The organism is Dyadobacter sp. 32, assembly GCF_902506755.1.
Taxonomy (GTDB): domain Bacteria; phylum Bacteroidota; class Bacteroidia; order Cytophagales; family Spirosomataceae; genus Dyadobacter.
Genome location: NZ_LR735258.1, coordinates 2368686 through 2382823 on the forward strand (window position 1 = coordinate 2368686; position 14138 = coordinate 2382823).

At 45.2% G+C, this 14138-nt stretch carries 13 protein-coding genes; 2 read left to right on the plus strand and 11 right to left on the minus strand.

Annotated elements, in window-relative coordinates; all coding sequences use genetic code 11:
• Window positions 1-101: 101 nt before the first annotated feature.
• The 5 genes from DYADSP32_RS09580 to DYADSP32_RS09600 all read right to left on the minus strand — a co-directional run bounded on the left by DYADSP32_RS09580 (window position 102) and on the right by DYADSP32_RS09600 (window position 7379).
• A complete protein-coding gene (locus DYADSP32_RS09580; protein WP_149242938.1) occupies window positions 102-2783 on the minus strand; it encodes an MGH1-like glycoside hydrolase domain-containing protein in 2682 nt (893 codons plus the stop codon).
• Window positions 2784-2945: 162 nt separating this feature from the next.
• Window positions 2946-4682 (minus strand): D-alanine--D-alanine ligase, encoded by a 1737-nt coding sequence (locus DYADSP32_RS09585; protein WP_149242937.1) that lies wholly within the window; start codon window positions 4680-4682, stop codon window positions 2946-2948.
• 153 nt (window positions 4683-4835) lie between these two features.
• Window positions 4836-5093 carry a NifU family protein gene (locus tag DYADSP32_RS09590; protein WP_149242936.1) on the minus strand — a complete coding sequence of 86 codons (258 nt, stop codon included), beginning with the start codon at window positions 5091-5093 and terminating at the stop codon, window positions 4836-4838.
• A gap of 68 nt (window positions 5094-5161) precedes the next feature.
• Window positions 5162-6271 (minus strand): Mrp/NBP35 family ATP-binding protein, encoded by a 1110-nt coding sequence (locus DYADSP32_RS09595; RefSeq protein WP_149242935.1) that lies wholly within the window; start codon window positions 6269-6271, stop codon window positions 5162-5164.
• A gap of 94 nt (window positions 6272-6365) precedes the next feature.
• The gene (locus DYADSP32_RS09600) at window positions 6366-7379 is read right to left on the minus strand and encodes a GSCFA domain-containing protein (RefSeq protein ID WP_149242934.1); all 1014 of its coding nucleotides are present in this window, start codon (window positions 7377-7379) and stop codon (window positions 6366-6368) included.
• Window positions 7380-7542: 163 nt separating this feature from the next.
• Here DYADSP32_RS09600 and DYADSP32_RS09605 point away from each other — a divergent pair, with 163 nt between their 5' ends.
• Window positions 7543-8388 carry a glycoside hydrolase family 16 protein gene (locus DYADSP32_RS09605; RefSeq protein WP_149242933.1) on the plus strand — a complete coding sequence of 282 codons (846 nt, stop codon included), beginning with the start codon at window positions 7543-7545 and terminating at the stop codon, window positions 8386-8388.
• Window positions 8389-8423: 35 nt separating this feature from the next.
• Window positions 8424-10175 carry a DNA polymerase III subunit gamma/tau gene (locus DYADSP32_RS09610; protein ID WP_149242932.1) on the plus strand — a complete coding sequence of 584 codons (1752 nt, stop codon included), beginning with the start codon at window positions 8424-8426 and terminating at the stop codon, window positions 10173-10175.
• On the opposite strand, the gene coaE is transcribed toward DYADSP32_RS09610, so the two are convergent.
• The 6 genes from coaE to nusB form a co-directional block, all read right to left on the minus strand.
• Window positions 10172-10789, minus strand: a complete 618-nt coding sequence (coaE, locus tag DYADSP32_RS09615; RefSeq protein WP_149242931.1) for a dephospho-CoA kinase — start codon at window positions 10787-10789, stop codon at window positions 10172-10174. The genes DYADSP32_RS09610 and coaE overlap by 4 nt on opposite strands.
• Before the next feature lie 37 nt (window positions 10790-10826).
• Window positions 10827-11519, minus strand: coding sequence for a hypothetical protein (locus tag DYADSP32_RS09620; RefSeq protein ID WP_414617659.1), 693 nt, complete (start codon window positions 11517-11519; stop codon window positions 10827-10829).
• A 98-nt stretch (window positions 11520-11617) separates the two neighbouring features.
• On the minus strand, window positions 11618-11920 hold the full coding sequence (gene yajC / locus DYADSP32_RS09625; RefSeq protein ID WP_149242930.1) for a preprotein translocase subunit YajC: 303 nt from the start codon (window positions 11918-11920) through the stop codon (window positions 11618-11620).
• Between the two features lie 39 nt (window positions 11921-11959).
• Window positions 11960-12403: a DUF1573 domain-containing protein gene (locus DYADSP32_RS09630; protein WP_149242929.1), complete on the minus strand. Its 444-nt coding sequence runs from the start codon at window positions 12401-12403 to the stop codon at window positions 11960-11962.
• Window positions 12404-12413: 10 nt separating this feature from the next.
• Window positions 12414-12716, minus strand: a complete 303-nt coding sequence (locus tag DYADSP32_RS09635; RefSeq protein WP_149242928.1) for a YtxH domain-containing protein — start codon at window positions 12714-12716, stop codon at window positions 12414-12416.
• Between the two features lie 107 nt (window positions 12717-12823).
• Window positions 12824-13990: a transcription antitermination factor NusB gene (gene nusB / locus DYADSP32_RS09640; protein ID WP_149242927.1), complete on the minus strand. Its 1167-nt coding sequence runs from the start codon at window positions 13988-13990 to the stop codon at window positions 12824-12826.
• Window positions 13991-14138 lie beyond the last annotated feature (148 nt).

Sequence of the window (14138 nt, forward strand, 5' to 3'; positions counted from 1 at the left end):
AATCCCTCTTTAATACAAATAGCCTGCCGGTTATTCATATCAAAAAGGGACTAAGAATCAAATCAGCAGATTCATAGAATCGTAAATGTAAAAATTTAAAGTTATTTTTTACTTATAACCAGCTCCTCTTTCACTGTTTCCTTTGAGGTTTTCAGAATCAGTTCTGCGATAAGTCCTGTCCAGCCTGTCTGGTGATTAGCACCACAACCCCGGCCATTATCTCCATGAAAATATTCATAGAACAGAATATGATCACTAAAATGCGGATCCTTCTGCATCTTCTCGTTCAGGCCATTAACTGCACGGATGCCGTTGGCATCTTTTTTGAAAATATCAATCAGCCGTCCTGCTATGCCCATGGCAGCATCTTTGATGGTGGCCAGGTTGCCCGAATTGGTTGGGTATTCCACCATAAAGTCCTCACCATAATAAGTGTGGAATTTCATGAGCGAATCGAATATGAGATAATTCAACGGAAGCCATATCGGACCACGCCAGTTGGAATTGCCTCCCATAATGTCGGTAAGGGCCTCACCAGGTGTGTAGTCCACCTGTAACACCTCCCCATTGATGTAAAATTTGTAAGGATTTTCTTCGTGGTATTTGGATAGCGCCCGTACTCCGAAATCCGACAAAAATTCACCTTCATCAAGCATTCGCTTCATGATCATTTTCATACGGTGTCCACGCAGAATGGACAACAAACGATTTTCTCCTTTACCCGATTCAAACCATCGCGAAATTAACCTCGCAAGATCGGGACGGTTGGCGAGTACCCATTCTACCCTCCGCTTGAATACCGGCATTTTGTCCAGGTTCTGAGGATCCAGAAGTTCCACTGCAAAAAGAGGAATAAGTCCTACAATCGAACGAACTTTCAGCAAAATGCTTTGTCCATTGGGAATGTGAATCACATCGTAGTAAAACTGATCCTCCTCATCCCACAGGCTGATGGAAGAATTATTCCCACCGATGGACTCCATGGCTCCCGCGATGTGCAAAAAGTGCTCGAAAAACTTCGATGCCATATCCTGATATACCGGGTGCACCAACGCTACCTCAACCGAAATTCTAAGCATGTTGAGCGTGTACATGGCCATCCAACCGGTAGCATCGGCCTGCTGAAGCTTGCCACCGAATGGCATTGGTGTGGAGCGATCAAACACACCAATGTTATCCAGTCCCAAAAATCCGCCACTGAAAATATTGTTCCCCGTATCGTCCTTCTGGTTAACCCACCAGGTAAAATTGAGCAGGAGCTTATGAAATATTTTCTCCAGAAACTCAATATCACCCACCCCGTTGTTTTGCTCCCGATCTATTTCGTACACTTTCCAGGTAGCCCAGCCATGTACCGGCGGGTTCACATCCGAGAAGTTCCATTCGTAGGCCGGGATCTGCCCATTGGGATGCATGTAATATTCTCGTAAAAGAATTTCAAGCTGGCGCTTGGCAAAATTGGCATCAACCCGGGCAAGCGGGACGCAGTGAAAAGCAAGATCCCATGCCGCAAACCACGGGTACTCCCACTTGTCGGGCATGGAGATGATATTGGCGGCATACAAATGTTTCCATCCGGCATTCCTTCCATATTTTCTGCCTTCATTCGGTTCAGGGCGAAGCGGGTCCCCTTTCAGCCATTCATACACGTTGTAATAGTAGAATTGCTTACTCCATAACATACCGGCATAAGCTTGCCGCTGTATCGATTTCAGATCCTCATCGACTACATCCTTCTGAATATCGTCATAAAATTCGTCTGCCTCCCGGATACGTTTCGCAAAAAGGTCTTCAAAGCCCCCGAACGGCTCGCTGATCGTATGGTTCACATAACGCATACGCAGGGTAATGCTTTCACCTGCTTTCACCGTTCTGGTGAAACGGGCGGAAGCCTTGGTGCCTATATTATTGGGATTAACAGTGGCAGATTTCTTCCCACTGACAATGTAATCATTGATACCGTCTTTGGGATAGGCTGTTGAGTTTGGGGTACCGTATAGCTTTTTGTAATTTGTTTCATTCTCACAAAAAAGCAACTCATCTGCGCCGTCCAGATAAAGATTATATTTCCCGTGCTTTCTGTGTGTGATTTCAATTAACCTGCTGGCGATTCCATTCATCATGGGCTTATAATTGAAAGCTTCATAACCCCACGACCAGGTATTGCGGAACAGGATGGTGGGCAACACGGTAATCGGGGCATCTTTTGGACCACGGTTATGAACCGTCACTTTCATCAGTATATCTTCTTCATCCGCCTTCGCATGTTCAATAAAAATATCAAAATACTCATCATTATCGAAAACCCCGGTATCCATGATTTCATACTCGGGATCAGCCTTGCCTCTACGACCATTTTCCTGGCGAAGCTTCTCGTAAGGGAAAGCCTGCTGAGGGTACTTATAAAGCATTTTTGTATAGGAATGCGTAGGCGTACTATCCAGATAGTAGTACATTTCCTTTACATCTTCGCCATGGTTGGACTCGCGGTTGGTAAGTCCAAATATTCTTTCCTTAATGAGCTTATCATGATGATTCCAAAATCCGAATGAGAAGCATATATGTTGCTTATTATCTGAAAAGCCTCCAATACCATCTTCGCCCCACCTGTACGTTTTAGAGGTGGCCATCTCATAGGTGATATAATTCCAGGCGTCTCCGTTGCCACTGTAATCCTCCCTCACAGTGCCCCACTGGCGCTCTGACAGGTATGGACCCCATTTTTTCCAACCTTTGTTTTCCGTTTGAAGGCTTAATCTTACTTTTTCCGGACCGTTTGCCATTAATTTGATGAATTTTCTAATTCAGGCCCTGAATAGTAAAAGTTGGATTTACCCAAAACGCTTACACAAACTGCCCAAATTTTGTTTATAAAGTGTAAATTAGTAAAACTCGGGATTCAATCCCCCTCTTATTTTCATTCAAAGTCGAAAAATAGGACTTTCTTAGTCAATAACAAGCCAGGTCGTCACGCCGGGAATCGACTCCATGCTCGCAAATCTCTTTACCTCCAGTTCCACATCGCCTGCAAAAAACTGCGTGATGGTCGTCGCTCTGGATGAAGTTTCAGCCAGCAACGGGTGCCTTTCACTGTTCAATAAATTTTCAACATCAGAAATATATTCCTTAAACATCAAAGGAATTGGCAAGGCGTAATAGAAACCATCTTCGGCCTGAAGAACGGGTAGCGGGCGAGAATCCCCGACCGCATTCATCTTCCCGTAGGCAAGCCGCGCAGCTGCATACTGTTCATCAGAAGCTTTAAACAAAATTCCCTTAATCTCCTTCGGTTTCCGTTTTGATTCACCAATTGCTTCGTCCAAGTCACTCAATTGTTTCCTCAGCGCCCAGGTATTTTTGCCCGTTCTGATTCTTTCCCGTATCGATTGCCTGATCAAATAGGTAAGTGCGTCGGTTACGTTTAGCCCTATTTCGGCCATTTGTTTAAAGATAAATGACGTGGGCGACATGCCCGGAATGGTATTGGGGTCATGCAGAAGTATTGTCTTTTCCCGTGTCAAAAACCCGTCGATCCGTACACATACATTAATGCCCAGTTGCTGAAACACTTCGGCAATGACCTTTTGGATTTCCTGATTGGTTTCCAGTGAAGCGTCCACAGGTATACGTTTTCTGCTTGCACCGGCCTTATATTTGGCATTGAAGTCGAACACATCCACCATCTTGATCACCTCACTGGGTGGCAATGCCAAAGGTTTGCCGTCGTCAAACTGGATACAACCACAGGAAAACTCCTGACCATTGATGAACTCTTCGATCAATACCTGATCCTCTGCATGGGCACTACTGAGGATAATCGGCTCATTTCTTACGCTGAAGAGCACATCGAGCTTGTCTATCAGTTCACTGGGGTGGTAGACCGTCTTTATGCCTCCCACGATAAGAGGAAAACCTATGCCTTCGTCCAGGTTGGCTATACGCTGCGCCCAATCATGCTTGCCTGACTCGTCATAACCTCCCCACTCCTCTTTGCTGATTTCCAGCTGAAAAAAGCATTGATTAATGGCTGCAACGAAAGCGTCGAGCGAGTCTTCCTTTATAATGGCGACTCCTATGGAGGAACCTTGGTGAGGGGCCTTAGCCACCAGAGGCAGACCTAGATGCTTTTTTAAAACCTGAAATAAGATGCCATAATCGCGTGCAATCCACTGATCATAGCGGAGTGTCCAGCTTTTTTTCTGCTGGCCGTTGACGAGCGCGATCATCTCGTTCTGAAGTATTTTGTCGATCCCCACGGCCGATCCCATCAGCCCGGGGCCGCTATACGGAATGCGATACCATTCCAGTAGCCCCTGAATGGCACCATCTTCACAATCGGGGCCGTGCATGGCCAGGAAAGCAAAGTCAAAATGATTTTTGAATTCAGAAGGTGTTAGTAATATTCCGGTGGAATCGGGTACCGGTTCATCTGCCAGATGCGGAAATGATTCGATGTAGGCATTGAAACCAGCAACCTGTAAATCTTTGGAAGGATGGAAATCTCTAATCTGAGGTTCATACATCAACCTTTTTTCAAGCTTGATAAATCTCCCAAAACTATCTACAAAAATGGGTACTGGTTCGAAAAGTACTTTATCCAAATATTCAAAAGCAGTTTTTCCACCTGCAAATGAAATTTCCCTTTCGCGGGAGGTGCCCCCAAAAAAAACGCCAATACGCATAGTTTAATATTGATTAATCCATTTTCATCCTGCCCGCAATATAAGGCACTATTTGAGATGAATCAATTCCTAAACTAAATGCAAACGAATATTTATATCAAAAAACGACTGCCCAACCGCAAATCCATCTCGTTGAGCAACCTTTTTTCAGAATCAGGCCAGCGCCGGAATATTGACGGCAACCACGCGGGATACACTCGGCACCGCTTTGCGGATTGATTCCTCCAGCCCGGCACGAAAAGTCATGGCGCTCATCGGACAGCTCTGACAAGAACCTTGCAATTCCAGCTTCACCACCATATCATCCGTCAGCTCCACCAACTTCACATCACCACCATCGGCAAGCAGATATGGACGTACACTTTCAAGTGCCTGCTCAATTAGTCCTATTGTATTTTCTTTTGAATCCATTATTGAAAAGTAATCTGTTTGCTAAGGTGCAAAATTTATTTATGAAATCAAATATTACGCCGCTGGCACTATACCCGTTGCATCTCCACCATCTCCGTTTTACCCTTTGATGCATTCCTGATCGCAACCTGTTGCGCCAGGGCTTCCGCTGTATTGGTAAAGGCGTCTATCACAATGGGGTTCATATTCATCACCGCCGGGCGGCCTTCATCACCAGCCTCCCTGATACCTTGTACCAAAGGAATCTGCCCCAACAACGGTACATCAAACCGGTCTGCCAGGCGCTGCCCTCCCCCTTCTCCAAAAATATGATACCTGGATCCTGGCAATTCCTCTGGGGTAAACCATGCCATATTTTCAACAACACCCAAAACCGGAACATTGATCTGAGGCTGCCTGAACATAGCCAAACCTTTTATTGCATCTGCGAGTGCCACCTTTTGTGGCGTGGTCACAATCACCGCCCCGGTCACGGGAACGGTTTGCACCAGTGTAATATGGATGTCGCTGGTACCGGGAGGAAGGTCTATCAGGAGATAGTCCAATGACCCCCAGTCCGTATCGGCAAAAAATTGCTTAAGCGCTTGACTAGCCATCGGTCCCCGCCACACCACCGCGTTATCAGCAGGCGTCAAAAAGCCGATCGACATCATTTTAATACCATACTGCCTGATCGGATTTATAAAGTTCTTTCCATCAATAGGCGTGATGGTCGGTTGCATGTTTTCAGCTCCAAACATTACTGGGATGGACGGCCCAAAGATATCCGCATCAATGATCCCTACCGAAGCACCCGAACGGTGCAGCGCCATAGCCAGGTTGGCTGTAACCGTAGATTTACCAACCCCTCCTTTACCAGAAGCAATGGCAATGATATTTTTCACGCCCGGAAGCAAAGGACCCGTTTGCCGTACCGTGGTCACATCAGCGGTAAGGTTTACGATCACCTCTACGTCCGGACTCAAGTGCTCATGAATGGCGGCAGTACAGTTTCTACGAATCAGTTCTTTCAAAGGACAGGCGGGCGTAGTAAGAACCACTGTAAATTTTACCTGATTTACGCCTACCTCAATATCCTGAATCATCCCCAGTGTAACCAGATCCTTTTTTAGGTCGGGCTCCTGTACTGTGCTTAACGCCTGTAATACTTTTTCTTTATTTATTGTAAATTCTCCCATGAATGGATTTCAGATACTTGATTTTCTTTCTATACTATGATCCTGGCAAATGCGTTTTCCAGACACTTTTAATCTTGGTTAACACCAATTGTACCTAATGAGTTTGCAATTCAACCGGAAATTCGTCAATTCTTGCTTTCACCATCGTTAATTCCTCCGAAAAGTTGCCGTTCAGCGCTAATTTGGAAAGCTTATCGTGGATGGTTTTCAAAAGCATAAGTTGGCTTCGGGTGCGTCCGTGTGCAGGCCTGTGCAACATCATTTTTCTGACAGACTGCCACTCACTGATAAAATCTATGGATGCTGATTCGATAAATACATCCGTAAATACACCAAAAATGTGCTCTTCGGCCAGTTTATTCGGATGAATCAGATCGTCTTCATAAAACCGGTAATCGCGCAGCTCATCCATCATGATTTCGTAGGCCGGGAAATATTCAACCTGCCTGAATTTTTCGGACAATCGATGTGAAATCAGCCGGAGAATGGCTTTACTTACCTGGTTCAATGGCAATGTATCCCGGGTATGGCGTACAGGGCTTACGGTAAGAATTACTTTCAGATTGCGATTGAACGCCTGCAACTTAAACAGGAGCTGCTCAAAACTGATCAGGAGCTGATCCTGATTGAGCAGCTCCTTCAAAAAACGGTCGGACGGAACCTTGTGGCAATTGCCGACTATGAGGTTAGAGCTGCGATGCCGATAGGCATAAGCGCTTCCAAATGTAATCACCAACAAATTTGCCGTTTTGAGAAATTTCCGTACTCCTGCCAGCCTGCCAGCCAGCAGAGCTTCAAATGATTTTCGGTCGGTGCCCCAGATGGACGAATGGAAGTCGTGATGCAGCCAGATGCCATCCGCATCCTGGTGATAAAGTGCCGGATCGGGCAATTTCCCGTCCAGGGCCAACTCCAGCAACCTGGCTATGGAAAGGGGATTAAAAACAGTACCAAACGGGTTATTCAGAACCGGAAACTTGTTCTCGTGCAATTGACCTCCCAGAACGTCAGCAAAGCATGACCCGCAGGTAATTACCTGCGCGTGATGATTAATTTTCCATACAGAAGGTGCGACAACAACTTCTGTGATTAATTTTTGCGGCTTCATGGTGCTGACATTTCAATGAGTTAGCAAAATTAATCCGAATTTGACTATTTATATGTTCGTCACACGTTTTCACCAGACTAATATTTATTTCAAAAAGTCTTAGATTTGACCAACATAAAGCGGATAAAAATTGGCTGTATGAAAACAAAACACAGATGAAACCATGAAGAATTTGCACAGGATAGCCTCTACAGCGGTTTGCACGCTGCATGTGCTCGTGAGTTGCGCACAACCTTCCGGCAACCCGCAGATGCCAAAATTATATGAATTTGGGTCCACACCAGTATGGCAGGATGAGTTCAATTATTCCGGAAAGCCTGACCATACAAAGTGGAGCTATAATCTGGGAGACCACGGCTGGGGAAACCATGAACTTCAAAATTATACCAATGATGCAAAAAATGCCCGTGTCGAAAATGGCAATCTGATTATTGAGGCGATCAGGGAGAAATCCGGAAAACTTGATTACAGCTCGGCCCGGTTGGTATCAAAGGAAAAAGGTGATTTTTTGTACGGAAAGTTTGAGATACGTGCCAGACTTCCGCAAGGACGCGGCACCTGGCCGGCGATCTGGATGCTGGCAAGCCAGAATAACTACGGCAACAAAGGTTGGCCCGACAATGGCGAAATTGACATTATGGAACATGTGGGTTTTGATCAAAACCGGGTTCATGGCAATGTCCACACCAAAGCTTTTAACCATGCCATCAAGACCAATAAAGGGAATAATATTCTGGTGCCAAATGTTTCCTCGGAATTCCATGTTTACACCTGCGAGTGGCAGCCCGACTATATTGCCATCCTCGTCGATGGGAAAGAATATTTCAGGTTCAAAAAGGAATCTTCCTGGGAATGGCAAGAGTGGCCATTTGATAAGCCACAACATTTACTAATTAATATTGCCGTAGGTGGCGACTGGGGAGGGCAGAAAGGCGTGGACGACAGCATTTTCCCTCAAAAAATGGAAGTTGATTACGTCCGGGTCTACCCACTTATCGAGAAAAAGTAATTTGAAATTCGGGCGCACTGAGCTAACTTGCGGGCATGGATCATTTCGTTGTATCAGCCCGAAAGTACCGTCCGGTCACTTTCGATTCGGTGGTTGGCCAGTCACATATTACTACTACGCTTAAAAATGCGATCCGCACCAATCACCTGGCGCAGGCGTTTCTTTTTTGCGGTCCACGGGGTGTGGGAAAAACCACCTGCGCACGGATATTGGCAAAAACGATAAACTGCCAGGACCTGGGTGATGACGCCGAAGCGTGCGGAACCTGTGAATCCTGTGTCAGCTTTCAGAACAACGCATCGTTCAACATTCACGAGCTGGATGCTGCATCCAACAATTCGGTAGAAGATATCCGTAATCTCATCGATCAGGTGCGCTACCCGCCCCAGACAGGTAAGTACAAGATCTACATCATTGACGAGGTGCACATGCTTTCGCAGGCGGCTTTCAATGCTTTTCTGAAAACACTGGAAGAACCGCCTTCCTATGCAATTTTTATTCTTGCCACAACGGAGAAGCATAAGATCCTTCCCACGATCCTCTCCCGCTGCCAGATTTTTGATTTCAATCGTATCTTACCAAAAGACATAGCCTATCACCTGGCAGATATTGCGGCAAAAGAAGGAATTGAAACAGAAAAAGAAGCACTGGAGCTAATTGGTCAAAAGGCCGACGGCGGGCTGCGTGATGCGCTTTCTATGTTTGACCTGAATGTGACTTTTTCGACGAACAACAAGCTCACCTACGAGGCGGTTCTTGAAAATCTGCACATTCTGGATTACGACTATTATTTCAAAATTACGGATGCCCTAACCGCCGGTAGTGTTGCCAAAGCGCTTGTGCTTTTTGACGAAATTCTACGGAAAGGCTTTGATGGTCATTTGTTTGTAGTAGGCTTACTGGAACATTTCAGAAATCTTCTGGTTTGTAAGGATCCGGCGACCGTGACCTTATTGCAGGTGTCCGAATCAGCGGAACGAAAATATGTGGAACAATCGCGTAACGCGGACATGAGTTTTCTGCTGTCTGCGTTAAGTGTCGCAAGCCTTTGTGACATTCATTACAAGGCAGCCAAAAACCATAGGCTGCATGTGGAGCTTTGCCTCATGAAACTGGCCAATCTGACGAATCTCCTCCAGCTTAATTCGCTTGCAGCCGTCGATGAGACGGCAAAAAAAAAAGTTGAGCCAGAACAATCTCAATTAATCAGTTCAGAGCCAAAATCGCCGGAATACCAGAAAAGTGCCTCCGTAGCGGCCACACAAACCGTTTTGCCTCAGCCAGCCGTAGCTATCCCTACGGCAAGGCCATCCCGCCTGCGCAGCACCACCGAATTACTGACGCCGAACCTGAATGATAGTAAGGAAGAGAAAAGTGTTTCTGCTCAGGAAATAAAACCCGCTTTGGTTCAGGGCAAAGTTGTGGAGCTGAACTTTGAAAATCTTCAGAGTGCATGGACGGAGTTCGCCGAAAACCGACGCATCCAGAAGAACTCTACCACAGAAGAAATCGCCTTACGCAGATCGTTCAGCCTGGTGGACCACTCGATTGAGATTGCCCTTGATAATGATCACCAGCTCGAAGCCATTCAGGGTATGCGCTATGACCTGCTCAGTTTTCTAAAAGCGAGATTCAATACTACCAAGCTGGATATCAACCCTCGTGTGGCGCCACAGGAAGTGCAGCGTCTGCCCTATACGCCTGTCGAAAAGTTCAACTTCCTCGCAGAGAAAAACCCGCAACTGATTGAATTAAAACAAGTTTTAGGATTGGATGTGGATTTTTAATGTATCGCTGCTGTTATTCCCATAAAACGCTGATGCAGTGCCAAAACCTGAGGAATTAGCGCACTCGTTTCGTCATTTGTAATTGTGAAGTCAGCCAGCGATTTGCGATCGGCATCCGCTATCTGCCTTGCAATAATTGCTTTGATCTCTTCCTCCGATCGGTTATCTCGATGAAGTACACGCCTAACTCTCAGCCACTCCGGAGCCTCCACCACAACTACATAATCCAGGCTATTACCCTCTCCTGCCCGGTTCATTATAGCGGCTTCCTTGATCACGTACGGGTAATCCGTATGCTGTCTAACCCAACGTGCCGTATCTTTCAACACAGCCGGATGCACGATCGAATTTAAACCACGCAGCAACTCCGGATGATTAAAAACCCTTGAAGCCACAAAGGATCTGTTGTATATTCCCTGATGATAAGCGTCCTCTCCAAGCAATCCTATAATCCGCTCTCTTATTTCTGAATCATGTGTAGTGAGCCACTTTGCACGGCTATCCGCATCGTAAACGGGAATTTCCAGACAAGCGAACAGTTTACACACCACGCTTTTGCCTGAACCGATTCCGCCGGTTATGCCAATTTGTAATGGAAGATTTGGTCCTGCCATTGGAATGATGGAATAGTAGAAAACCAGCAGGCTGGTATTACAAGGGGATCTGATTCAAAAATTGCGCTACTTCGAAACTAATTGAAACATCTTTATGGCTCACCTCTACCAAAGGTGATGTGGGTAAAATAATCGGCAGGGTTTCATCAAAGTTATTTTGAATTCTTGGCGTGGGAATGGAGATACGCAGGGTATCAGGATACGACTGAATCACCGAAACAGGGCCGCTTACCGATATCAGCGAGGGAGAAACATTAATGATACTGGATATCACATATCCCTTTTGCATATTGATACCAACGCTATCGATTCTAATTGGAATTATTTTCTGGATTTTACGTTCAAAACTCAGTTCAAAGGTGTCGGAAACAACGTAATTCACCCTCAGATCCGGGAACAATTCCGTAACCTGATCGGTGAGTGTGGTGGAATTAATGAAGCTGGCTTTGGTAGGATTTAAAACCTTATAGCTAACCGGAAGGGCATTAAAATTAAGCCATGACCTTCTCAGCAAATTCCATCCGTCGCCTGAAACATTGACTGAAATGCGTTTCGGCAATGGCTGCACAGGCACAAATGCCCCTTTATCATACTCAATCGCAAGGGGATAACTCAATTTGATAGAATAGTTTCCCTTATTGAGTACATTCATCAACCAGAAAAAGGAAGCTGCCAGAAAGCAGCCCAAAAACGTCTTTATCTTATTTTTACCCGATGGAATGTCGCTCACGACTCGTTTTATTTTTGTAAAAAAATATTGGCAAAATGTGCCCGGTTACAACAAAGCACATTTTACCAATTCTTTAACGGGCTATCAGCATGGATGACTTATTCAGAAATTGTTCGTGCTACTGCCGATTTGTCCACCGTAAGTTTCACGCCCTTATCCAGCTCAAGTGTAATCGTTGCTTCGTCTACGGTGTATATTCTTGCATGGATACCACCAATGGTCACCACCTGATCTCCTTTTTTAAGATTATTAAGAAGATTTTTAAGATCCTTTTGCTTTTTTTGCTGCGGACGGATCATAAAAAAATAAAACACCCCGATAATACCAACCCACATCACTACCTGGTAAATCATGGCCTGATTGCCACCTGCTGCTGCTTGTGCTAAAAGAGAATATTTCATTGGTATTGGGAGAAAATTACGTGTTAGAATATGAAATTGTTATTTCGTGGCCTCCGGCTTTGGGGCTGCGGTTACCATTCCCTTCAATTGAAGATCATGATTTGATGGTTCGGTATTGGCATAAACAGTGATTGTCTTTGCCTGTGGGCCAGTCTTGTGTTTAGTATCAAAACGTACCTTAATACTGGAGACCGTTTTTGACGCTACGGCGTCTTTTGGCCACTCAGGCGTAGTACAACCGCAAGATGACGTAATATTATTGATAATCAGAGGATACACGCCATCATTCCTGAAATTAAAGGTGTGCTCCACCACGTCACCCTCATTAATAGTACCGAAATCGTAAGTGGCACTGTCCAGCATGGTTAACGTAGGGAGTTTCGAAGTGGCCACTTTGGCTTCGTTCTTTTTTTCTCCATCCGTACAATTTACCAAAACAAGCGCGATGCCTACCAGAAAAACAAACGTTGACGCCTTTTTCATGTACTTAAAATCAGCTTGCCTGTCCTTTTATCTGAGCCATCAGACGATCCACGTCTTCAAGCAATTTTTCGGCTTTTTCGCGTGCGTCATTGACCACACGTTCACTCTCAGTACGCGCCATACTATCGGGCTGATCCTTTTGCTGAACAAGATCTTCGATCACAGTCTGCAACTTCTCTCTGTATTTCGACAACCGGTACGTTAACTGTGTTCTCAGCACTTCACCCTTGTCGGGCGCATACAAAATACCCAGAGCGGCACCTGTGACACACCCGGTCAGGAACGCTATTAATCCATTGCTAGCTTTACTCATGGCAATATATTTTTAGTTTTTGACAGGCAAAGGCCCAAAATTATTCTTGATAAACCCTGAAATCGTTTTTTGTAAAAATACAAATATCGAACCAGTCAACCATTTTTTTACTTATTATCTATCAATCCCCTTCCACTCTTCCGGATAATACCTTCTTTTGACAGTTTCACTGACAATACGTCCAGCACACCATTTACAAATTTGCCGCTTTTGGGAGTACTATACCTTTTAGCTATTTCAATAAATTCATTGATCGTCACCTTGACCGGAATACCGGGGAAGTGTATGAGTTCAGCCAGGGCGGTTTTTAGGATAATCATATCAACCAAAGCTATCCGCTCCAATTCCCAGTTTTTAAGTTGCTCATCCAGATACAGGTCATACTGATCACTCTCTTCAAGCACGATCCTAAATAATTCCTCGACAAAAAAACGGTCTTCCTCCCAATCTTTGGTAAGTGGTGCGAGCTCAAAAGTATCGGCAGAATCGGCAGACTTTAAGGTTTTGATCGCCAGTCCCCGAATCAACTCACTGTGATCGACCCAGTACAGATCACGTTGTTCCAGGAAATCAAGCGGAACTTCATGCTTCAAAAGCACCTGACGCAAAATGTACTGAACAATAAGCTGGTCTTCCTCAGCAGTATGATCCACCTTACTGCAATAGGCCTCGTATTCGGCGTTTTTGCGGAGTGCCTCTTTGTAAATTTTTCGGATAATCCCCATCTCATTACTCCAGTTGATCCCATTTCGGATAATCTCCTGTTCCAGGTTCTTATCGGCTTGAAGCACCTGTATCACCCTGTTGGAATCCAGGCCACCATCTTTTGGAAATGGTGCCTCCGGATCGTCATATCTTCTTTCCCGATCAATTTTTGCCTGATGTGCCAGCTCGATAAACATGGACAACACCCTTACAAAATCGACATGGATAGATTCCGTTTCATTCAAAACCCTGCGAACCACTTTCTGACCATCCGCATTGGTTTGTCTTTGATAGGCTTCAAATGCACTCCGTGCTACATTAATTACCTGAGCGGGAAGTTCTTCATCATCACCAGGCTTCCCATGTTTTATAAATTCGTCCAGCGTGATACCCGCCAGGCGTTTCATTCCGGTGAGCTTGGTGCGATCCTGAAATTCCATCGAATTGAGATCCGGAGCAAAAGCTTCCTCGATGTGATCCAGAGCCAACAGACGGTTGGCATCTGCGGTGAGCTTTCGCGCATAAAGCGCCTGAACAGCTTTTGTTCTTAATAATCTTCTATTCAGCATAAGCCCGAATACTAATTGGATAAAAGGTACAGTAAACCAAAGAACGTGTCTGCATATTTTGGCAGGGTTTCTTGATTGCCAATACCCTGCGTTTCTATTAAAATCGAGCGCAAAATTAGACTATTTTGTTTAGAATCGGAAAAATCAA